General features: G+C 42.3%; 13 protein-coding genes. 2 read left to right on the top strand and 11 right to left on the bottom strand.

What is annotated here, in order from left to right; all coding sequences use genetic code 11:
• Window position 1: 1 nt before the first annotated feature.
• The 10 genes from AC1DVJ_RS08180 to AC1DVJ_RS08225 all read right to left on the bottom strand — a co-directional run bounded on the left by AC1DVJ_RS08180 (window position 2) and on the right by AC1DVJ_RS08225 (window position 17,214).
• On the bottom strand, window positions 2-874 hold the full coding sequence (locus tag AC1DVJ_RS08180) for a sugar phosphate isomerase/epimerase family protein (RefSeq protein WP_477589774.1): 873 nt from the start codon (window positions 872-874) through the stop codon (window positions 2-4).
• Window positions 875-922: 48 nt separating this feature from the next.
• Window positions 923-2,389 (bottom strand): alpha-L-fucosidase, encoded by a 1,467-nt coding sequence (locus tag AC1DVJ_RS08185; protein WP_477589775.1) that lies wholly within the window; start codon window positions 2,387-2,389, stop codon window positions 923-925.
• Between the two features lie 20 nt (window positions 2,390-2,409).
• A complete protein-coding gene (locus AC1DVJ_RS08190; RefSeq protein WP_477589776.1) occupies window positions 2,410-4,479 on the bottom strand; it encodes a DUF5054 domain-containing protein in 2,070 nt (689 codons plus the stop codon).
• Between the two features lie 4 nt (window positions 4,480-4,483).
• Window positions 4,484-6,934 carry a glycoside hydrolase family 38 N-terminal domain-containing protein gene (locus AC1DVJ_RS08195; protein ID WP_477589777.1) on the bottom strand — a complete coding sequence of 817 codons (2,451 nt, stop codon included), beginning with the start codon at window positions 6,932-6,934 and terminating at the stop codon, window positions 4,484-4,486.
• Between the two features lie 44 nt (window positions 6,935-6,978).
• Window positions 6,979-7,863, bottom strand: a complete 885-nt coding sequence (locus tag AC1DVJ_RS08200; RefSeq protein ID WP_477589779.1) for a carbohydrate ABC transporter permease — start codon at window positions 7,861-7,863, stop codon at window positions 6,979-6,981.
• Window positions 7,864-7,875: 12 nt separating this feature from the next.
• A complete protein-coding gene (locus AC1DVJ_RS08205; protein ID WP_477589780.1) occupies window positions 7,876-8,790 on the bottom strand; it encodes an ABC transporter permease in 915 nt (304 codons plus the stop codon).
• Window positions 8,791-8,883: 93 nt separating this feature from the next.
• A complete protein-coding gene (locus tag AC1DVJ_RS08210; RefSeq protein ID WP_477589781.1) occupies window positions 8,884-10,557 on the bottom strand; it encodes an extracellular solute-binding protein in 1,674 nt (557 codons plus the stop codon).
• 88 nt (window positions 10,558-10,645) lie between these two features.
• Complete coding sequence (locus tag AC1DVJ_RS08215) at window positions 10,646-12,331, bottom strand: response regulator transcription factor (RefSeq protein ID WP_477589782.1); 1,686 nt, start codon at window positions 12,329-12,331, stop codon at window positions 10,646-10,648.
• Between the two features lie 5 nt (window positions 12,332-12,336).
• Complete coding sequence (locus AC1DVJ_RS08220) at window positions 12,337-14,079, bottom strand: sensor histidine kinase (RefSeq protein WP_477589784.1); 1,743 nt, start codon at window positions 14,077-14,079, stop codon at window positions 12,337-12,339.
• Window positions 14,080-14,334: 255 nt separating this feature from the next.
• Entirely contained in the window at window positions 14,335-17,214 is a 2,880-nt protein-coding gene (locus AC1DVJ_RS08225) for an endo-beta-N-acetylglucosaminidase (RefSeq protein ID WP_477589786.1), read from the bottom strand.
• Window positions 17,215-17,739: 525 nt separating this feature from the next.
• On the opposite strand from AC1DVJ_RS08225, the gene AC1DVJ_RS08230 reads away from it, so the two are divergent.
• Window positions 17,740-18,504 (top strand): ParA family protein, encoded by a 765-nt coding sequence (locus AC1DVJ_RS08230; RefSeq protein ID WP_477589787.1) that lies wholly within the window; start codon window positions 17,740-17,742, stop codon window positions 18,502-18,504.
• Window positions 18,491-18,736 carry a hypothetical protein gene (locus AC1DVJ_RS08235; RefSeq protein WP_477589788.1) on the top strand — a complete coding sequence of 82 codons (246 nt, stop codon included), beginning with the start codon at window positions 18,491-18,493 and terminating at the stop codon, window positions 18,734-18,736. Before AC1DVJ_RS08230 ends, AC1DVJ_RS08235 begins: the two co-directional genes overlap by 14 nt.
• Before the next feature lie 409 nt (window positions 18,737-19,145).
• Here AC1DVJ_RS08235 and AC1DVJ_RS08240 read toward each other — a convergent pair whose 3' ends face one another.
• Complete coding sequence (locus tag AC1DVJ_RS08240) at window positions 19,146-23,840, bottom strand: DUF3320 domain-containing protein (RefSeq protein ID WP_477589789.1); 4,695 nt, start codon at window positions 23,838-23,840, stop codon at window positions 19,146-19,148.
• Between the last annotated feature and the right edge of the window lie 198 nt (window positions 23,841-24,038).

Consider the following 24,038-nt stretch of genomic DNA (forward strand, 5'->3'; position numbering starts at 1 on the left):
TCTAGGCCTCGTCCCACAGGCGGCGCAAATTGCCCATACCTATTTTCGATGCCGTCCTGCACTCTTCCATTCCCTCGAATTCCACCGTCATATACCCGTCATAGCCGGAATCTTTGATCAGCTTGACGATTCGCCGCAAGTCAATATCGCCATGACCCACGATGGCACCGCGCAAATAATTGCCGTGCGACGTCAGGAACCATCCTTCCTCACCCGGTTTTTGATCGTAAGACCGGAAATAAAAATCTTTGAAATGAATGAGCGAGGCATAAGGCAGATTGTTCATCACGCCAATAATGGAGGACTCATCCACGCACATGAAATTACCGATATCCAGCGTCGTACGAAAATTCGGACGATCGACGGCTTGCAGGACGCGCTGCACGCGATCGCTCGCTTGCACGCTGAAGCCGTGATTTTCGATCGTCGTAGTAATGCCAAAGGACGCCGCATAGTCGGCGATCAGACGACTGCCCCGAATCATTGACTCCAGATTTTGTTCGAACCAGGCCATGCCCATATGCTCTTTCGGAAGGGAAAATGCAGTTACGTCATGTCGCATATGCTTCATATCCATGCGTGCGATGAGATCCACATGCCGCTTGACCCTCTCAATCTCAAGTTGAAAAGCCTCTTCTGAAGGCTGGACGAAATTGGCGGGCATGGAATAGTTGGATAGTTCAATGCCCGCTTCCTTGGCTTTTACCCTGACCTCATCGGCAAGGTCTAAGTTGTCAACAAGCGTGAAGCCGTACGGCACGATTTCCATATGCTCTCCGCCATTATCGGCAATCCAAGTTATGATATCGAGAACGGTCATTTCTCCTGAATTGAGAGCGTTTAACAAACTATAAGTGCTGAGACCGACTTTCATAACCTTCATCCATCCTTTTAGAGTTATTTTTCGAGCCACACTCTCGAATCATTTACTTTTCACAACTATCGGCACGCTAATTACATCATCAGAATTTTTACCTATCTTCCGAAGACGAAATACGTGGGCAATCGGAGCTTCCCTATTTACTTCACTGGCAGGAAGAGTGACTGCGATCCCCTCTTTCGTGCATACAAATTCCAATTGACATTCGATTCCGACAAGCTCAATGCTTACGACAGGTTCAACATAAGGAATATGAACAACTTCGTCAACGGCTGTTTCCAGGTTTGGGTATAAGTAGGTGCAGTATACAACATCTTTATTTGATGTAAACGCACAAGAGCCAGTAAAGTATGGCGCACAAATACGTGTGCCGTAAACAGCCTCTCCGTAAACATTCATCCATGCTCCCAGCTCTTTGATGCTTTTGACAGCTCCTGCCGGCAATCTGCCATCGGGCTGAGGCCCTACGTTCAGAGCCAAATTCCCACCCTTGGAAACAACCTCCATTAAAATATGGACCAGCTCCCGCGCTGACTTGTACTGATCCTCAAATTTGAAAGAGAAGGAAGTGCCTATCGTGATGCAGCTTTCCCACGGCACGTTCAACGGACGTTTAGGGATGGTCTGCTCCGGCGTCACATAATTTTCATAGGGTCCTCCTACCGTGCGATCTGCGGAAAGCAGCCAAGGCTGAGTCTGACGAGCCCGCTCCACAACTTCACCTAGCCGAATGTCCTGCTTCACGCAACCACCGTCCCTCACCCAGCCTGCATCCAACCACAACACATCGATTCGGCCGTAGCGGGTCATCAGTTCCATAATCTGATCATGTGTGAATTCCACAAATTTCTCCCATAACCAAGGGTATTCTTCAGGACTATACGAAGGTCCTCGCCACATATGGCGACCTCGCGCCATACCGGGCGCCCAATAATAGGGGGTATGCCAATCCGCTTTGGAGAAATAAGCAGCAATCGCCATCCCTCTATCGCGAAAAGCATCAAATACATGCTTGCAAATGTCGGCGTATCGGTGTGAATGAAACGGCGTATTTTGTCCGGTGATCCGGTAGTCTGTCGTATGCGTATCCCACATGCAGAAACCATCATGGTGTTTGGTCGTAAATATCAAATACTTGAACCCACCCTCGGAAGCGATGTCAGCCCACACTTCCGGCTGAAAGCGGAACGGATTGAACGTACGGTCCAATCCGAAATATTCACGTTTCATTTCCTCGTAATCGTTTGTCCAATCCACATCATGACGAGCCCAATCTCCATCCTCATCACTAAGAATCCACGACTCAACCATGCCAATTTGTGAATATGGCCCCCAGTGCATCATCAGAGCCAATTTTTGATCCTTGAACCACTCTAGGCGTTCCACAGTAATCGGATTATCCGGCTTCACCCACTTCGACTCACTGCTGTAATTGTGAACACCTTCCTCCACTACCTCGGCTTCAGATGGTGCAGTCTGCAGAATTACCTCTATGTTCAAATCACTCATACTTGTGCGTCCTCTCCTTTTCAACAGCCATTCGACTGCAATGTAAGCCGGAATCGGTACTTCATATCGTCATCAAACCACATGACGAAATTCGTTCCCCACAAGTTGTTGTGCAAGTTGAAATGAAATCCGCCTTCCAATGGAGCGTAGATATTGTCGAACTGCAAAATTTTGTTACTTCCTGGGCAAACCAAAGGCGCATCTAACGTCTCGATCACAGCTGACCCATCCGCGCCTGCGTAATACAGTCCCGAGTTAACGCCGTGCATATTCCGATTGCCATCCTTGACTACAAACAGAGGCGATATTCTGCGACCCAATTTATCCATTTCCCAAATATTCGGGTTGTCAACTAGCGGGACGAAAGAAAACCAACTGGCTTCGGGCAGACGGCAAGCTTGCTTATCTTGCCACTGCAGCTCAACCTCGATATGTGGTTTGTCTCTATGAAACTTGTAAACTACAGCCACTTGACGAGGAGCACCGTGATGCTCACAAACGTATTCGGGCAGCTGTAAATCCGCGATGACAACGTCATATTCGCTCTGTCTTTCCAATACGATTTTCTTAGCTCTCGCCTTAAAAAGCCGATGCTCTGGCTTCGGTTGGACATATTCAATGCCTGGCTTCCCAAGGTCGTTGTCTGCCCAACTATGATGAATATGTAAATTGGTTACATACTCTTTAAAATATCGATCATAGCATTCCTTACTAAATGTTTCATAATTAAAGCTTCCCAATCGATGTTCTTCATCCGCCCAGACTTTACCGCTTCTATCCGTTAACGCACAGATAGAGCCATCAGTAGCGAAGGCAACCTGAAACATCCCAACGTTACAGCTTTCACCGATCTGCAACAACTGAGCGCACTCATCTGGAATACTCAGTACATTCGGTTGTAGACCCGCCATTGCTGCGATAGCTTCTTTTGCCAAGTGGTTGGGCAAGGCAGTAATCGCCTGCGCGATATAGTCGCGCTGTTCTTTCCATGAGCTCTCATAGTAGCTAAAAGAGCGAACAGGAGTCGCAAGCTGACGTAAATAGTCGAACTTCTTCCATTTCGCGTCATCGATCGTATCCCGCTCCCTTGCAGCAGCGAGATCAGATGGCGAATAGTTAGTGAAGTCAACGAGATAAACTGACGCATTCAAGCCCCACGTATGCTCCGGAATAAGCATCAAGCGCTCGCAAAATCGGGCATATGTCTCGCTCCGTGCATCAATTTCCCCTGAATGAAGCCATTTATCGCATAAACGCAACAGCTCTCTGTAGCGAGCGATCTTCCAAGGATCGGAGGCGATCCCGTGAATCCAGCTGTCGCCGATTTCTTCGCAGATCACAGGCAAACGATGTTTAATCGCTTGCAGTTTTTCGGCAAAATTATCCAGAGTCGAAGCAATAATTTCCGCTTCGGGATATTCAAGTTGCAACTTCGCATAAAGCCCACGCACCTCTTCCAAAGATGAAGGTCCGTCATTATCGCCTGTGTGCGCAAAGTACAGCGCATCTTCCAATCCTTCCATTTGAAACGGCTTGCCGTACGCGTCGGCATAATTTACTATAATTTCCGAGCCATCCGCTGCACGCCATAAAAACATTTTGGGCACCTTCGGATTTTTTGAAACCACATTGACACCTAAATGCAAATATTGAATACCATTTTTCGCTAATAAAGGAACCATGGCGATAGTATGTCCGGGAACGTCTGTCATTTTGGCAGCAATCGTCTTTCGTCCAAATTCCTGATCTAGCTCACGTGAAAACGACAGACCAAACTCAAACAATTTTGCATCCATGATCTCAGTATGCGTAGTGAATGGCAAACCGTGCCAAGCGATTCGGCCTTGACGAATTCCTTCCTCCATACGCTCGCGCATCTGATCCGAAGCTGTTTGCAAAAATTGACGTATCAGCCACGAGCCTGTCGTCCAAACGAACTTGACAGGCCCCTCTTCATGCGCGAGTTTTTCCGCCATGTCCAAGGCTTGCGGAATAAAACCATTCATATACTTATCGATGACGTCTTGTGCCATATGCGTAAAGCCAATATCTAGATGCGTTTTAAATATAACGTGTACTCTCTTAATCATTTATTCACTCCCCAATTCGCCATGATGTAAGCCCTGCGCTCAGCGTATGGCAATGTTCGATCGCTTTCTCAGCGACAGTTATCTCTTTGTTCCATTCCAGACAATATCGGAATTCGTAAAATCCACCAAGCGTAGCTTTAAAATTGGTTTCCCAGTAATTTGTCATCGCCCATACGTAAAGTTCCGGCTTCAGCTCTTTTGGCTGCTGGGTATGAAGGTATCGCTTACCATATTCCAGTGTACCAAGTTGAATAAGCGGTGTATCCGGTGTAGCGATTATTAGTGAACCGCTGTTTCCTACAAATGCCATCCCTTCCTGGATGCACGTAAAATCAAGAAGAGTGCCTGGAATCTGATCCACCCACGGCCGAACGGGTCCACCCGATTTTTCCAGCCAAAGTGTCTCATCCATTTCGTTTCCAGCTGAAAACGGGATTGACAAGTATACATTTTCCGCCTCCCAGACGGAATCTTTGTGTAAACGCACTGCGACATCGACGCGGTTCATCGTAGCATACACCTTGATAAACAGTGAGTAATAGCTCGTCCCCGGAAGTTCGAACTGCAGTTCTACAATACCGAATAGAGGTCCTGTCTCAACTGTTCTCACTTTCACGATGCATCCAGATGAGCGTTTGACATTGATGCCCTTGCGATTTCTGCCCATTTGGTTCCTTGACGTATACATATTCCCTTGATTTTTCGGATCGGCTACAGGTGTTTTTTCATAGACAGGTGTAAACGCTCCATGTTTTTTATCATTACGTATCAGCTCATTACCTGTTTCCTTGTTTATCCACGAGACGATTCCTTCCGCCTCATTCCAACTTATATGTACGAAAGGTGACGTGATGGAATGCTGCGTGACAGCAACAAGCTCCTTTGCAGTGCTGCTATCATACATATCTTCAACATCGTTGACCGAATCGACAGCCAACAGCTTGAAGTTGTCCGTCGTCTTCGCCTTGGACGGCTTTGCTGGTCGGAGCGCATATTGTTTTTGCTCTCCGGGAGCCAAACTGACTTCGATCGTCGCCCTCTGATAGCCCAGTTGATGAGGTATGGCCTGCAGCGTGCTTTCATCAATTACTTCAACCCCATCTTTGAATCGCTCGTTCTCAAATCCGTCCCATTCAAATTCAACAAGCTGACGGGAAGGCTGAAGTTCCGTATTTACGACACGATAACGGAATGGCCGACCTGGGTATAACAGCGAACCGCCCTTGGCGTCACGCACTTTATCTAATGCTGAATGCGCGAGTCGGCTCCCATTCGCTGCATACGCAAGCTTACGTACTTCTAACATTTGAACGTTCCAATGCCATGGCTGACCAATTGAGCTATGAAATCCCCACGTATGCTCGGCATACATCGCAAGCTGATACTCAATCTCATCAAGCTCCTTACGGTTAACAATTTCCTGAGTTGGGTCAAGTCGCTTGATTTTGCGCAGCGTGCGTTGGCTATCTTTGAAAATTTGTGTTTGCATTGGCGTCGAACCAGCGCCATCAGACCACCAATCCGGCCAGTCTCCTGCATATACGGGAATATCGGCGCCATGCTCCTTGAGTTGGCTGAAAAATTCGCTCAATGTCACCATCTGAATTTGAACTTGCTCCCCATATTCCGCATTCCATCTGCCAATCACATCCATAATCGCTCCGTTCGGTGCGCCATTGTCTGTCGCCAGACCAGAAAGCGTAACCGGGACAAAGTCATACGGATAATCCTCCGACTCAAGCAGAGTCAAATACCGTTCGATCCGAGTAGCCATAATTTCATCATGATTGTTGACGATGCTTGGTGTATGAAACTCATCGCGAATAATGTAGCTGCCTACTGCGTCTGGGCATATGCCAAGCTCATTGCCAAGAAAATAATGGTCCCCGTTCCAGACTAGCAGCTTTTCTCCCTTCGGCGTCTTCCACCAAAAAGGCGTTTGCTTGCGTCCCAAGGCAAACATGCCATGATGCGTATGAATGCACGAAAACAAATGTTGAACGCCTGCGTCCAGTAAGCTTTGACCGTAGCCCCAGCTATAGCCGTTAATATCAGCTGTCATCGCCGAATCCACACGATGACCGATTGATCGTCCATATTCTGCAGCTTTGGCATGAATTGCTTTCAGCAAGTCATAATCCGCCAATTCCGTCATGTTCAAGTACGTCCCTGACAGCTCAATATCGCCATTGCGAATAGCTTCTGCAAATTCAAGCTTCTCTTGCTCACTGGCTACCTCCAAAAATCTCTCGACAGCCCAGAACGTTTCGCAAGTCCATTTAAAGCCTTTCCATTCTTCCTTTTGTCCCGCTCGAATTTGTGTTGCGATTCGCAGCGCCTGTCGAATAAAATCAACATGAAATTGCTCTATTCTCTCTTGTCTTTCCGTATAGCCAATATCGGTATGGGAATGATGAATGGCATAAATTCGCCACTTACGAGCCAACTTTTGCATGTATTGAACCCCTCTCAGCATTTGAGCCTATCAAGTTATGTCGATTACTCCTTAACACTTCCAACCACAATCCCTTTTACAAAAAACTTTTGCAAAAAAGGATAGACCAACAAAATCGGCAATGAGCCGATAATGATTTGCGCCGCTTTCGTTGTCCGATCTGATATTTCAGACAAGTGCTTCGCTTGCATCATGCTGATTTTGGCAAAATCAGGTTTAATAATGATCGTTTGCAAATAGGTTGCCAGTGGATATTTATCCGGCGTATTCATAATCAGCAGCCCGTCGAACCAAGAGTTCCATTGATTGACGAATGAAAACAACAAGATTGTAGCCAAGGCAGGCATTGAGATTGGAACTAGAATGCGCCACAGTGCCGTCCAATGGGATGCGCCGTCCATGAAAGCCGATTCTTCCAGTTCCTTAGGCAAGCCCCTAAAAAAATTAAGAAGTAATATGGAATTGAATACTTGCACGGCTCCCGGCAGCACTAGTCCCCAAATGGAGTTCATCAAGCCTAACATCTGAATGGTCATAAACCACGGAATAAGCCCGCCTCCGAATAGAATCGTAAACACAAAAAACCATGCATACGCCGTACGAAAACGAAAATCTTTCACTTCCTTTGACAGTGGGTAAGCAAGCAAGATAGACAATGCCACACTGATCGATACACCCAAGATTGCTCGCTGAATCGAAATTACGAAGGATTTTAAAAATTGAGAATTTTCCAGAATAAACGAATATGACGCAAGTGTGAATTGAACGGGCCACAGCTTCACCAACCCAGCGGAAGCAGCGCTGCTAGTGCTGAAGGAAATGGCTAACACATGAACCACTGGCGCAAGGCACAGCAGCGACACGAATATTAAGAACACGTAGTTGCTTATACTGAACAACCGATAACGAATCGAAGGTCGATGAAACATGAGGGTCCCCCCCTAAAAAATACGATAATTAGAAAAACGATACGCGAACCAATACGAAACACTTATAAAGATCAAGGACACGACAGATTTAAACAGCCCCATCGCAGTTGCGACACTATATTGCGCACTGACTACGCCAGTTCGATAGACAAGAGTATCCAAAATATCTCCAGTCTCGTAAACCGTTGAGTTGTACAACGTAAAAACTTGATCGAATCCCGCATTGAGCACATTTCCTAAACTCAATGTCAGCATTAAGATAACGATAGGGAATATGGTAGGAAGTGTAATGTTTATCGTTTGCTTCCAACGCGATGCCCCATCGATGACTGCCGCTTCGTATAGAGCAGGGTTTACACTCGTAATGGCCGCCAAATAGACGATCGTGCTGAATCCGAATTCCTTCCATACATCCGACACGATCAGTACGCTTCGGAACCAATGATTGTCTCCTAAAAAAAAGATAGGTTCAATCCCCATATACCGTAGCAGTTGATTCACTATTCCTGATTCTGGAGACAAAATATCAATCAAAATTCCGCCTAAAATAACCCACGATAAAAAGTGAGGCAAATAGATGAGCGTTTGAACGCCGCGTTTAATTGAAGATATTCGAATTTCATTCAATAGAAGCGCAATAACGATAGGTACGACAAGTCCGGTACAAATTTTAAGCACTGCAATAATGACCGTGTTCTGAATAGCCTGGAGCGTATCTGGCAGCTCGAAAATATATTGAAAGTTTTGAAGACCAATCCACTTATTTCCGAAAAAACCCAAGAGTCCATTCCCGCGTATATGCGTAAACTTTTGAAATGCAATAACGACGCCAACCATAGGAAAATAACTAAAAAGTACGGCTAAAATGAAACTGGGTAAAACCATAGCATGCAGCGGAAGCTCCCGTCTCCACCTTTTACGCATCACGGCACCTTCCTTTACCATTGATCGATTATTTTGTTATTTAGTATAAAGCGAGAGGTGAATAGTAGCACTCCCCTCTCGCTTCAGTATCCTGTTTTATTTTAGTTTGGCGCTCGCATCATTGACTTCTTGCGTGATTTTATCTCCGCCCAATTTTTTCCATTGCTCAACGAATTTATCAAACTCGTCTACTGGAGCAGCACCCATAATAATTTTCGTAAATGTTTCATTTTGTAACTTATCCAAAACTCCCTGCTTCTCGACCATTGTTGGTGTATTGGCTCCTAGGTAACCTGTCGTCAACAACTTATCCTTATAACCCGCCAACACCTCGAACGAGGATTCTGTCGGACCGGCTTGACGGTAAGTAGCCCATTGCAAGTCGTCTCCCTTTTTGAAAGCCGTTATCTTCTCAAAAAGCGCTTTTTGCTCTGGATTCAGCTTGGAGGCATCCCCGGAAGACGTTGCGTTTTTCACGGCAAGGTAGTTGTCTGGCACGTCTTTATTCGGCGCAAACGCTTGGAATAACGGATATTGGAATATTTCTGTTCCTTTCGCTGAAACTGAGAATTTATTCCAGTCGGCCGTTTTTCCATAGGCGCGCTCCATCCACAAATTCAGCATCTTTACAATGACTTCCGGATTTTTGTAACCTTTTTTCGCTACTTCATACTCATATATTGGGAATCCGACTCCTGGGGTCGCAACTTTAGCGTCCGCGGACACAATCGGGTACGGCTTCCACTCCATGCCTGGATTCTGCTTTCTAGCATCGTTAAATGGCCAATAGGAGTACCAGTTCTGACCATAATAAATGCCTACTTTATTTTGCGAAATAGACTCAACAACTTTGCCACCGTCTTTTACAGCGAATTCCCGATCAATAAATCCTTTTTTGTACAGTTCTTGCATCTTGGATAGTGCTGTTTTCATTTCTGGAGCAACGATTCCGTTAGTCAATTTTCCAGAAGCATCTTTAATCCAAATGCCCGGATAAGCGTGGAATCCGTTGAAAAATCCCGCCAAACCGTTAAGTTCCTTACTGACCGCTAACCCGAACGTATCATTCTTCTTGTTTCCGTCCGGATCTTGCGTCACGAACGCCTCAGCAATTTTCAACAAATCATCCATCGTTTTCGGTGGCTGCAGATTCAGCTTATCCAACCAGTCAGTACGTAACCATAAAATATCAGCACTTGTAATGTTGCCTCCGAATTTAGGAATAGCCATTAATTTGCCGTCGAATGTAGCAGATTTCAGAGCCAGTCCTCCATCTTGATTGGCCAATTCCTTCAGTGCCGGTGAGGCGTATTTGTTCCACACCTCCGTCAAATCCTGAATTTGTCCCCCATCGACCAATTGATTCATTTGCTTCGCGGTTGCAGCGAATACATCCGGTATTTGGTTGGATGCGATCGATATATCCAGTTTATTGGTATCACCGTTCGGATCACCGAGCCAATCGTAAACGAGCTTGACGCCGAGAGCGCTTTCATATTCTCTTGTCCAAACGTTGGCTTGGTTCGTGTCGCCATTTTCGAAGCGATCATTTGGAAGTGCCATACGTACGGAGTGAACCTCAATCGGTGGATCGTATTTGCCCAGAGGATCATAATTTACAGCCGCACTTGCAGGTGTACTTGACACTTTACTGTCTGTCGATTGCTGCGAAGCATCATTGCTTTTTCCATCTTCTGAACATGCGGTTGCCAGCAGTGAAAGGCTTACTAAACATACGGTTGATAGAGAGAACAATTTTTTAACTGCCATTTTATAACCCTCCTATTGGATATATATTGAATAACTGGTTACATATTTATAATAATATTAATTTTTGTATGTTTCTATTGTCCTTTCTTTACTTTATAGTCGCATTTCTTAACATCGCAACACTTTCCCGATATTCTTGAGGCGTCTTGTTCGTCGCTTTGCGAAAAAAACGGTAAAATGACTGATCCGATAAAAAACCGACGGCGATCGAAACTTCGTGAATTTTCAGCCTATTTTCTTCCAGAAGCTCTTTCGCTTTTTGAAGCCGTGCCGACATAATATAATCTGACAACCCTTCATTTGTGATCTGTTTATACAATCGGGACAAATATGAAGGATTGTGCCCGACTATTTCACCAATTCGGTTAAGCGTCAAATCGCCCGATAAATTATGCTGAACATACCGCTGTATCTTACGAATCACATCGTGTTCTTGGCTATCCTGCCCAGTCAACTTATGCTCGAACAACACTTCGGCTAATTTGTAAAAATAGTCAACGACCTCTTTCCAATTGTTCTGATAATCGAGCGTCGTCAACCTGCCCAAATTGATTTCTATCCCGATTTCACTCTGAATTTCCAACCGATTTATATAGGATAAAAAAATCGAAACAAGCGTGAAATAAATTTCGGCTCTAATCGAATTCAACTGCGGCGCAGCTTCACTTACTGCATTCACAACACTGGTGAATTCATCCATAAACTGGTCTTTCTGTCCGTTATCCAGCACACTGTGCAGTACGTTCAATTTTTTCAGTTGCTTTCTTCGTTCGTGCTCGACATATGCTTCCGGCAATGCCCCCATATTTTGTTCCAGCAGCATCAGTTCCTGACCAAGCCCTAGACCTCTATTGAGCAGCATCTGCAAATGCTCGAATTGTTCGGATATATGGCCCCACTCTTTGAAAGTGGTACCGACTGCCAAAGAAAGGCTCAGCTTCAACAGGTTCTTGCAGGCCCCTTGAATCATTTCCGCTGCGCCTTTGCTAAACACAAGTGTGCGTTGGCGCACCATGGACAGCTCATCAGAGGACAGACCTGTTTCGCTGACGCTAGGTTGTATCAACCAAATGATTTTCGTCTTTTTCTCAAAGTCAAAAGAAAAAAGCTGCACCGTTGATGACAAATATTCTTTCGCGATATTTTGAATAGCAAATAAATATAGAGACTTGTCGAAGGAACTCACACTCTCGTTCCAGTTATCCACTCTTCCGATCATGGCAACTACAGGCTCAGACGGACGCAGCTCCATGTATACTTCCTCGAAGCTTCGCTGCATGGAACGATAGGCATGAGCATCCCCTTGCAGCAGCTCCCATAGCAACTCCTTTTGCAAAAACGGTGTGACCATTTGCATTTGCTGCTTCGATTTTGAGATGAATTGCTCAACGGCCAAAGCATCGGACAACGACGACATCGCCTTCCGAACCGCCTCAACGATTGCATCGCTTCCCTCAGTTTTCAATAAATAATCAACACTGCCATTTCGAATCGCCATGTGGATGTACTCGAAGTCGTTATATCCAGTTAAAAAGATCACTTTACACCAAGGCCAATATTTAATAATTTCGTGATGGAGCTCAATTCCACTCATGCCAGGCATCCGTATATCCGAGAGCACGATATCGAACTTGAGCTTTTCCAGACATTTCAGCGCCTCAACAGAGGAATATGCGCAATGTACTTCCAATTCGGATACGGAAGTTCTTTCGAATAAATCAACAATGCTTTCGACAATCAACGGTTCATTATCCACGATTAATAATCTATACATCCAGGTTATCCCTCCTTGCATGGTAGCCTCATTACAACATAAAGGCCCCCTAACGCTCCTCTTGTAACAATTAGACCAAACGCTTCACCATATCTTAATTGCAAGCGACGATGAACATTAAACAGTCCTGTCGACTCCTTGTAGATTTTGGGTGACTGCAGCATTTCCTTCAATTCTATTAACCGCTCATTCGAGAGGTTCTCTCCGTTGTCCTCCACAATTACTCGTAAATAATCCTGCTCCACCTGGAACTGTATCGTCAGCTTGCCATCTGCTATTTTATCTTCTAATCCATGAATATAGGCGTTTTCAATGAGTGGCTGCAAAATGAGGCGAGGAACTTGCATATGACAGTGCGAGCGCGGCAGTTCTCCCCATTTCACCTCTATCAAATTGCAAAATCGCAACGTTTGAATTTCGGTGTACGCTTTCGAATGGCCTACTTCCTGCTCTAGCGTAACTGTGTCCGCTCCTGTTCGTGTAATGAACTTGAAATACTCTCCGAGATGCTGAATAAGCTTTTCTGATGTTTCAGAATCGCGCATCCGAATAAGCCCTTGCAAAATGAAAAAGCTATTATATAAAAAATGAGGATTGATTTGAGACTGCAGTTGCTTCAGCTCCGCTTGCTGCGAATAAATCCGCTCTTCATACACTTCACCGATCAACCGATTCAAATGTGCAACCATCTGATTGAACTGACCATACAAGTATTTAAACTCATCGTTAAAATTGTGATGAATTTCGACTTGCAAATTACCTCGCTCTACCTGCCGAAACGAACTGATGAGCCGCTTGAGAGGTTGATGAATAAGTCGATAAATCCAATAGGAGAAAATCACAATGACAATGGAAGAAAGAATAGACAGCAACCACAAAATTTTACGATACTTGTCTAATGGGCCGAGCAGTTGGCTTTCAGGAATATAAACAGCTAAATACGTTTGCAATAGCTTCGAATATGTGAAAGTGATTGAGTACTTTTTGCCGTTGACCGTTAAGCTGCCTTGATCGCTCACGCTATCCTTCTGTACTTGAGCGGAGAGGAAGACTCGTAGTTTTGATAATATAAAGTCGCTTTTCCCATCCGAAAACGACCAATTTTGCCCGATATTAATCAAGGCAGCACCTGCCCCATTCATATCAATAATTCGATGAAGTGAGCTTTGCAGTTTTGGTGTAGATAAATCAACACCGAGAGCAATCGTCGGATGTAGCTTCTGCAGATAAGGCTTCGGATACATATCACTTAGAAACAGCCCATTTTTCCAATAGGTGAGCGGCGAACCTACTCGGCCAGACTCCATTAGCGCGTCCAGTTCGTCCTGTGGGAATTCATTTTCATAATTATTGGCGAAGATGCCTCTATCAAGTGAAGGAATATACACCTTTACGTTTTCCACGTATAAGCTAGATGTTTTTAGCAACTGCAGCTTCTTTTTTACGCTTAAAATCGTCTGTGCTCGTGTATAATCATCCATTGCGTCAGCTATCGTACGGATTTTTTGGAAATCGTCATCGAATATAAGTTCCTTATTTAATTGCATGATCCGTTGCATCTCATTTTCAAAAGAACTCATATAGAAATTCACATTCGAAACGACAGATTGCGATAGCTGGTCGCGAACATTCTCTTCTGCAGATTGAATGGCATAGATACTAAGGCCGTAAATCGGAATGAGGACAACCAGAAACGATAGAATCAGTTTCGAAAAAATGTTTGGCTTTAGCCACTTCTGCAAGTTCAATCTTGTATTCCCCCTGATGTCGATGAGATAGATTTGTCTCTGTATTCGACAAATGGATGAGATTTCCTGTACAATGACCCTTTTCTGGATAAAATTGCATGTTCTGATGCTAGTATAGAAGAAAAGGCCCAATCTTTCTATTCACTTCTTTTTACTTCCTGCTCACTATTTTCAACGGGGCGAAGCAAAACAGCCTTGGTTTTGGAAAATATACTTCCAGAACCAAGGCTTATATCTGAATCCTTTTTTATTGCCCTAACTTCCAAATGGAACTTGTACAGGCTTAGACATATTGCCATTAAAATCTTCCAATACAATCTCAATAACGCCAGAGCTTCCTACAACGCTGAGTGCTCTTAGATCGTCAACGCCTCTAATTGCATATGCTTTTCCATTGAATGTGATCGGGTTACCGTTCTGCCATGCATATAAATGCCACCAGTCATTGGATGTTGGCCCTGATAGTTTAATTTTTTTAAGGCTGCTCAAAGGAGGTGTAAAAAATGTTGCTGTTCCCTCATAAACGTCGGAATGATCATCTTTTAATACGCCTGTATCATCCGCATAAGTAACTACGTTACCTTTGGCGTCTAGCAATGAAATTCTAACTGTATATGTACTTCCGTCTGCAATTGGAACTTCAACTTTCACTGCATTGGTTCCTTTTGCCACAGTCGTTGAATATACATCTTTTGTTACGGAGTAGTTCAATGTAACGTCTACTTTTGCTTGTACGTATTTAACTGCCGGAGTTTCCCAAGTTACATCAACAGAACCGACATTTTCCACCGTCTGGATATTTCTTACAGTATTCGAGAAATCTTTTTCTACAACTGCTGCATTGCCTTCACTTCCATCAGCCCCAACAGCTTTAACTTTGATTTTCACAGTGCCTTTCGGATCATATAAAGACTTAATATAAAATCTGTCATCATAGGTTCCGCCTAAGAATATTTCTTTGCCATGCTCAAATTCCGCATACACATTGTATTGTTGTACTTTGCTGTAATCTTCCAAATTCCAGGAAATATACGTTTCAGACGTATCAAACGATTTATCGATTTTTAAGCCTGTCGGCGCGGCAGGTTTAACTACTGTACTATCGGTAATGTTAATTTCACCAACATTAAATTGATAATCCTCAATCGTTCCTTGTTCTGGGGTGAAAGACAGTCCGAAGGCTGCCAATGTTTTACCCGCAAATTGGGACAAGTCTAGATTTTTTTGAACCCATCCTTGTGTAGTTTTATTTGCTCCGCTTGGAATTTCAATGTACTCAACTTTTGCTGGATCATCCTCAAAAATCAATCCGACTTTAACGCTGCTTGCATCGGTAACAGATGGTTTGTTGAATGTAATGTTTAATTTTGATTCCGCTTTAATGTCTAATTTTGTTTTGTACAAAGAAATAAAGTTAGGTGCATCCAAATCCCCAAAGATTGCCAGAGAGCTGCCGCCATCATATCCGCCAAGCTGAGTATACTCATCTCCCGCACTATATTTCTTGCCATAGTCGAAATCGACTTTTAAACGGGTACCTTCCGTGTCGATCCGCCATTGCCATGTTGGGAGAATATCTTGGATATTGATGTTGGCCCATTGGTTATCATTCGAAACTTCACCATCGACAAAATATTGCATGCCATGTCCAGTATTAAAGTTCGTATAGAAATTTGAACCATCAATGACGGATCTTTCAGAAATGTATGCCGCTAGACCTGGCCATGTCTTATAGTTTTTACCTTCGTTTGGTTTCCCACGATTAGGATCATTGGCTGTTTTGACAGGGTCTGGAGTAGCATCTAGAACAGCATCCAACAATTGATCCTGTGTCATGCCAGCTGAAGCAAGCGTCCCTTGTCCCGCGTTATATGTAGGAGCGTCTGCAGCACCTGACCACCATGTTCTTTCTCTTGCGGCAACATATTTGTAATAATCAGGGTTTGCGCGTCTATTTTCAGTGTAACTATTTGGACCCGAATGACCAAAGAGTTGTTCGTCCAAATGATCATAGACCGTTGTATTGCCCAGAGAAGCTAAGCCCGTTCTTGGGACTAAATTTTCATCATAAGTGTTATATAATGCCCCGCGTGTTCCGCTGAAACCAGTTTGACCTGCTTCAAGTGTATTAAATACAGTATTTCTTGGGTCTAAACCTAATGCCTTCATGGTTGCAACCGAACCGTCTACCATTGCTTTACTCGGGTCAGGGTTCATATACAAGGAATTGGCGGCAATAGTCGTATCTGTAGGACTTTTAACCCAGTTGCTAAACTGTTTTGCATCTTTATTAGAGTAGTTAATTCGCCCCCACGTGCTTTGATTTGTTTGACCATACAGATTGGAAGCGTAAACATTAACATATAGACCTTGAGATGTCATTGCGCGAATGAACTCTTGATAAACGGGCATAAAGCTGGCATTCAGTGCTTCTTCGGCATTCACAAAGTACCCGTCAAAGCCGTAATATTTAGCCAGTTCAACTAATTTATCAGCCATAGGGAATCTTCCATTACTATCTTTATAAATATAATCTTCCGTATGCTCCGATCTCGGGAAGAAAATACAACCTACAGATTTAACGCCGTTCTTGTGAGCGGCATTTGTGTATGCCGGGTTTGGAATATTTAACACGCCAAACTCAAATTGATGTTCCCACCAATTTCCCACAGGATTGTACAAAGAATCCGGCGTCGGATTTGTAACTACACCATGCCAAGATGCTTGAACATCCACATACTGCCAAAAGTTGAATAGATATCGTGAAAATTGATCATTATACACTGTCGGATTCATATATTCAATACCATAGTCGCCTGTCAAGTTTAGGTATTGAACTTCTTGATCCAATTTGGGGTTTGCCTGCGTGGGCTTAAAAGCTTCATTACGATTCTGAAGCGGTATTTTTGCTCTCATAAATTCAGAAAATTCGTCTGTTTCAGGAGTCCAATCCAAAATATTTTGTTTTCGATGTCCATGATAAACCGGCTGGTTTTTACCCTTGTAGCCTTGTTCACCGACACGCGGGGGTAGCGTATCGCCACCGGCATATACGATACCTGTTGGTAGTATCGCACCCATGGATAGTAATGATGCCAAAATGACCGCTATACGTTTTTTTTGCTTTGCTTTCATGATCACACTCTCCTCTTTAATATTAATATTAATATTAATAAAAACGATAAAAGCTTTTATCGAGGTTAAAATGATTCCCCAGAATGCGTAATAAATCTCGCTGCCGTCATTTTGTCCTCCTCCACTTTATTATAAAATCCGTACGATTGGTCAAACCAGTCTCCGTTCATGACATTTATATATCCATTATTTACTTTTTTTCAGAAAATTTTGGGAAAATAATTTAGGTTACATAAAATAACAGACAAAAAAAATGTGATGTTTCATAATTAATTAGAAAACGGAGCTCGCAAACCCGCGGCGCTCCGTTTTTGTTGTTACAGAATTCGTTAGAATAAATATTTCTGGCGAAAAGTGACCTTATGGATAAATATACAGAGATTGATATGAAAGAGTAATTCCTGGCGCTATGGTTGCGGAAAGGAATTCACTCTCGACTTGACCGCGCATGACCCCCTTTTAAATAAATTTATTGTAGAACTATATACAGGAATAAAGGTTTACAGAAATAAGGAGGAATGGGTTATGGGAGCCATTATTTCGATCGGTAATCAAAAAGGCGGCGTTGGCAAAACGACAACCACTGCCATAACGGGGTATCTTCTCTCTAAGAAGTACAAGGTTCTCTGTGTGGACTTCGATAGCCAAGGCAATTTGACACAGTTTCTTACTCAACGAGATATACACGATTACTCCAAAATGACTATTTTTGAGGCATGTAAAAACATGAACCCCACCCCCTACATCCGCAAATTAACCTACAACCTTCACTTCATTCCTGCTGATGAAATGCTTGCAACTCTGCCCATGCTTATCCATCAAAATCCTTCAATGAGTTCGACCATTTTGAGAGATACACTACATAAAATAAAGGCTAGATACGACTACATACTTATTGATTTACCTCCAAATCTCGGAGAGCACACTATTAATGGTTTAGTGGCTTCAGACTATGCAATCGTCATGCTACAATGCGAACCAATGTGTTATGACGCGCTGGACAGATACATCGCAACAATGATTCACATCAAAGAGGTTAAAAAGCTGGACCTTGTATTATGCGGCATATTGCCAACAATGATCGATTCTAGAACAATCATTGATAAAACAATCATTGATAGGGTAAGGAGAGAATACGAGGAAGTTGTGTTTCGATCGGAAATAAAGCGAAGAAATAGAATCAAGGAGTTTTCTATTACAGGAATACAGGAATACAGTAATACGGATACATCGGCACTAAGTAATTATAGAAATTTTGTCGAGGAGCTGGAGCAACGTGTCCAAGCGTGATGCGATTGATCAGTTATTAGGAAAACGGCGGAGTCAAGAAATACAGGAAACTGTAAATACAGGTATACAGAAACCTGTAAATAAGAAAAAAGCAACTTTTGATTTCGATGATCAATTCCATACTGATTTAAAGATATTTGCCGCGAAACAGAATAAGAAGATGGTTGATGTTGTGGTAGAGGCCGTGAAAGAGTATATGCGAAGACATAAAAATACCCCTCCGGTCGAGTAGGCCAGTGGGGATTCATTCATTTTACAGTCTGCCCGACACCCGCGACACCGCTGCAATCGATACGATATCGGACTGCTGCTGCTGCAGAGTGGAAAAAAGCCACAAAAAAAAAAAAAAAAAAAAAAAAAAAAAAAAACAAACCAGGTGTGATATTCCATAATTAATTAGAAAACGGAGCCCGCGAACCCGCGGCGCTCCGTATTTGTTGTTCCAGAATCTGTTGGAATTTAAAGAGCTCCGCCGGCGAAAATAAAGGTTTGTTGCAGAATTCGTTAGAAAAAATATTTAACCAATAAACAGTCTATACATTAATATGCAAGACAAATAATTAATCGTAGATACGCTTATTTTGCCATTAATTCAACATTTCTTGTTATAGTGGGACAGACTGAATTACTCGGTAGCATGTTTACACTTTGAGAAGTTGACCTTCTTTTTCTTGTATTTTCTTGCTACTTGTCATACGCGTCACTATTTTCTCAATAAGATCTTTCATATCCTCTGTTAGACGAGAAAAACCGAATAAATGTGAAACAGGCTGTGGTATTGCTTCTGTAGTTATGCCAAAACTTTCCTCTACAATTTTAATTATGGCAGCCTCAATTTCTTGAGGGGCAATAAATCCAGCCTTTTTGTTCGCCATTTCTGAACGATTCCTTATTTGAACTTTCTGGGTTCCGTTAAGCCATAAAAACTCATCTTTCTTTTTTATCGATCCATCATGGACTAAAACTCTAATTGCTTCTTCTATAGAACTTTGAATCCTCGTACCGACTCTTTTTAACCCCGCCGCGTCACAAATACGTTTGATCACTTCATTAACGTGTACTGGAGCTTCAACTCTCACCACCTCATTTACCCATGCCTTAACTTTGGGTATCGGAAGGGTATGAAATTCTTTTCCTGCTAAATCAATTTTCAAATCAGCTAGCTTGTATTTCAAAACTTCATTCCCTTTTTGCGGCCCAGCATCAACTTGATCACGTTTTATGGAGAGATCCTGGCTTTCTACTTTTTTTACCTTTCTTACATTGCTATCTAGCTTACTCAGAACCTTTGCTTTTTCAATAGCTTCAACAACACGTTTCAATTCCCGTTCCGGTTGTTTAAACCAATCTGTGCTCCATATCCGTTGAATATTCCAACCTAGGCCTTCAAGCACCTCTTGCCTTAAGCGATCACGATCTCTTGCTGAACGGGCACTGTGGTATGTAGCCCCATCACATTCTATTCCAAGGAGATATCTCCCGGGTTGAACTGGATCAATAACAGCTAAATCCACAAAGAATCCCGCTGAACCAACTTGCTTTTGAACCTGATATCCAATTTCAATAAGTGATTTATACACAGCTTCTTCAAACGGTGAATCAAAATCTTTACCTGTTTCAGTGGGAATATCCAGATGTCCTTTTTCTGCATATTTCAAGAATGTTTTAAATGCTTTAACCCCACGGGCATTGGATCTAGCCAAATCAATATCATCTGACTTAAGGTTCGTAAACACTTCACAGCGAATTCGTGCACGAGTGATAAGAACGTTGAGTCTTCGTTCTCCACCTTCTCTATTAAGAGCACCAAAATCCATAGCTAAATAGCCTTCTGCTGTTTTACCATATCCAATACTAATAAAGATAACGTCACGTTCATCCCCTTGAACATTTTCCAAGTTTTTCACAAAGAATGGCTCATGTGCATGAGCTATAAAAAAGGCTTCGGTCGATGGATCCGCTCTTCGCATCATTTCCACTTCATCCATGATAGCTTGCATCTGCACCATACTAAATGCGGCTACCCCGAGAGATAAGTTATAGTTATTTTTAGCATGATGCATCACTGCATGAGCAACTGCCTTTGCTTCCAATTTATTAGTACGCGTCCGCCCACGATCATAACTAGTTTCCGGAAGGAAACGATAGATTAATCCTGAATCAACCTTTTCCCCATCAGGACTAGGGAAAACTACTAGTTTGTTATCATAGAATTCATGATTCGAAACAGTTATTAGTGATTCATGCCTGCTTCTGTAATGCCAACGAAGCATTCGTTGTGGTGCATTCTGCCCGACAAACAATCCCAAGATACTCTCCATATCAGCTATGTAGTCATCTTCATCAGACTCATCTTCTCTGGATAAAGAATCAAAGAAATTAGTAGGAGGCATTTGTTTGCTGTCTCCAACAACAATTGTTTGTTTCCCCCTAATAATCGCTCCAAATGCATCAACCGGCTTTACTTGGCTTGCTTCGTCAAATATGACCAAATCAAAATCCAAACTTCCGGGAGGGATAAATGTGGCGATTGACAATGGGCCCATCATAAAAACAGGTTTAATTGCCTGGATTGCATTACCTGCAGTTTGCATCAGTTTTCGAATTGGCAAGTGTCTTGTCTTCTTTACCATCTCACGTTGTAAAATACCGAGTTGCCCCCCTCCTTCGTATCGCGGCAGTTTAGTCCAATGTGTTTCTGTCAACTTCAACCGGTTTAAATGAATTAATTCCTTATCTAGCTCGCTAAATTTTTTAACTACCTGTTCATGCCTGCTACCATCGAATTGAGATAATACTTCTCGTTCCCTAAAAGCTTTCTCAACAAGAGTTTGGTACCAATTCCATCTAAAGCAATCTAACAAATACATGGAGGCTAATTCCCATGATTCAGCTAATATCGCAAAATCATGGGATTCCTCTTGTAGACATAAACCAGCAACTTGATTAAAAGAAGCTATTTGATGGATGGTATCAACTTGTTCTCTCCATAGTGAGATCATCTCGTTTATAATAGTGAATATTTGTTTGTTCATGGGTTGCTTATTTTCGAATCGGATAGACCCATCTAATTCTAAAAAGTTAACTAATAAGTTAAGATTATTTACCAGATTATCATATGAGTTCTTAAATTCGACTAAAATTTGATCCAAACTATTGATTTTCACAGCACCCAAAATAAAATCTATACTCCAAGAAGGAAGTTTACCCGCTGCGCTTTGGTGTAACTCCAATACCCAATTAATCAGTATTTTTAATTCATTCCAATCGGTTTGCATACTATTCCAGTAAGAAGCAAACAATTCTTTAGCGATTGTGTCATATTCCAAAATCATTGTCTTGCAGCTTTGAGCCTTGAGAATTGCATCGATAATTTCTATGTCTGGGACTTGGTTCCCTTTAGGATCACACAAAAACGACTTCACTTTTCTTTTAGCTAATCTATAATCTTTAGAAAAAAATCTCCACCATTTATCTTGATTAGAAAGCAGAGATAGTCTTACTCCCAAAACTTCTTGTTCCCAAGCGGTAGGCACAAGAAGTTCATCAAATTTCGAGTGAACATTCTTATAACTCAACCCAATGTCAACTAAATTGAACAAATTGTCTTTCGATGGCAACCACTTCACGGAATTTATATTAACATCATTTATCTTTGGCGCATTTAACGCTTGAGTTGTAAGTTCAAGGAACAATTCCGCATCAATACAATTTTTAGGAGTTGGAAACTTTGTACTTTCTGCAATATTGAAACATTGACTGATAAAATTAGAATAGGCTACTGATGCTACTTCTAAAGCTTCTTCCAAGTGACCTATCTCACCTGGCAGTATTACTTTCTTTTTGCTTCCCCAAAATGGATGCTTTGAAGGTATGCCCATCGATTGTATTAGACTTTGTAACTCTTCTATTAGCGCTTCCCGTTTTGTGAACTTTTCTCCTGACCACTCAGACATGCTTGCAGAAGGTACTCGTGGTAAATTATTTTTTTTAAATTTTACTTTGTAATGCGCAAGCTCCCCTAAGGCTTTGTAAGGAGTCGCACCTGAATTAGATACTGGAGTGTTCATTGCCTCACAATAACGATTAAGCCGATCTCGCAATTCTTCTATGAGAGCAATCTGATCGTTATTTTTATTTAATGGTTTGCCTAAATCAAGAGTATTGGCGAGATCCCTAAGCAATATCTTCTTGTTTGTTTTATGACTGTGTAGCTCCAAACAGGCTACACCAAGCCCTACTTCATCAAGACGGCGCTTAACAACCTCTAATGCAGCCATTTTTTCAGAAACAAATAAAACTTTTTTTCCGTGGCCAATAGCGTCAGCTATAAGGTTCGTAATTGTTTGAGATTTACCTGTACCTGGAGGTCCCTGTATTACCAAATTACGACCTTGATTTGCATCCAATATCGCTAATATCTGCGAACTATCCGCATCCTTAATTAGATTGCTTTCTCCATACTTTAGATACTGATCAAGATGATGCTCCTCACCAAATTTTGAGGAGGTCTCTTGGAAGCCTTCTTGTAATAACGCCTTTAAAACAGAATGTTCTAGGGGGTGCGTGTGCTCTGGCCAATGTTCAACATCTAAATCCCAATACATCAGAAATTTCCCAAAGGAAAAAAAGCCAATCACGATAGAATCGTTGTCGATACTCCACCGTGATTGACCTTCAACTGCTTGTTTCACGTTTTCAAAATACTCATTTACAGAATTGTTTTCTTCATCAAAATCTGGGATTTCAATCCCAAACTCTGTCTTCATTTTTGCAACGAGAGAAATATTATGTCCTACTTCATCTTCCGTGTAAGTCATCGTAAACCGTTCTCTTGCGTTCACGCGTTCTAACTGAACTGGAACAAGTAGTAATGGAGCTTTACGTATTTCTTGGCTTTGATCGGATTCGTACCACTTGAGCATACCGAATGCCAAATAGAGAATATTGACTCCTTGTTCCTCAATATAGGTTTTAGCAGCCGTATAAGTCGCTAGTAGTCGACTTTGAAGCTGTTTGTCGTTGTAATTAGTTTGCAACTTTGTATCCGAATAGATCTTCACTTTATTTAAATCATCATTATTCCCAAATTGTTCTTCAACGTGTGCATCTCTAATAGGTTTAAGTTCACTCTTCCTATCCAATACTTCTAAGAAAGTCATCTTTCTTTTATCCAAAACTAGATTTCTGAAAACCTCGGATGACTTTTCACTCATAATTTCTAGTCCTCGTGCTTTAAGGGTTCGATAATTAAGCAATGGATTTCGGAGACCAAGATCAAGCAGTTCTTGTCTGGCCAAATTTAGTTTCTTAGACATACTGCTCTTGGCATTCATAAGTTAATCCTCCGAATTCAAACAATTTTAAATATTATTCGATAAAAAACACCAAAATCCTCCAAATTAACTTTCTAAGTAAAGTATATTCATCATAGTTCACAAAAAGAAGAAGAAGTAAACCAAGTCAGCCTACCTATTAAATAATAGATAAAGATAAATATATAAAATATAAAAAAAAAAAAAAAAAAAACCAGG

This window comes from Paenibacillus sp. P4_A9, from assembly GCF_056402415.1.

What these genes read in the sequence shown, in the direction of transcription:
- AC1DVJ_RS08185 (WP_477589775.1), bottom strand. Translation starts at nt 2,389, where the DNA reads ATGAGTGATTTGAACATAGAGGTAATTCTGCAGACTGCACCATCTGAA.
- AC1DVJ_RS08210 (WP_477589781.1), bottom strand. Translation starts at nt 10,557, where the DNA reads ATGGCAGTTAAAAAATTGTTCTCTCTATCAACCGTATGTTTAGTAAGC.
- AC1DVJ_RS08190 (WP_477589776.1), bottom strand. Translation starts at nt 4,479, where the DNA reads ATGATTAAGAGAGTACACGTTATATTTAAAACGCATCTAGATATTGGC.
- AC1DVJ_RS08225 (WP_477589786.1), bottom strand. Translation starts at nt 17,214, where the DNA reads ATGAAAGCAAAGCAAAAAAAACGTATAGCGGTCATTTTGGCATCATTA.
- AC1DVJ_RS08195 (WP_477589777.1), bottom strand. Translation starts at nt 6,934, where the DNA reads ATGCAAAAGTTGGCTCGTAAGTGGCGAATTTATGCCATTCATCATTCC.
- AC1DVJ_RS08240 (WP_477589789.1), bottom strand. Translation starts at nt 23,840, where the DNA reads ATGAATGCCAAGAGCAGTATGTCTAAGAAACTAAATTTGGCCAGACAA.
- AC1DVJ_RS08180 (WP_477589774.1), bottom strand. Translation starts at nt 874, where the DNA reads ATGAAAGTCGGTCTCAGCACTTATAGTTTGTTAAACGCTCTCAATTCA.
- AC1DVJ_RS08230 (WP_477589787.1), top strand. Translation starts at nt 17,740, where the DNA reads ATGGGAGCCATTATTTCGATCGGTAATCAAAAAGGCGGCGTTGGCAAA.
- AC1DVJ_RS08200 (WP_477589779.1), bottom strand. Translation starts at nt 7,863, where the DNA reads ATGTTTCATCGACCTTCGATTCGTTATCGGTTGTTCAGTATAAGCAAC.
- AC1DVJ_RS08215 (WP_477589782.1), bottom strand. Translation starts at nt 12,331, where the DNA reads ATGTATAGATTATTAATCGTGGATAATGAACCGTTGATTGTCGAAAGC.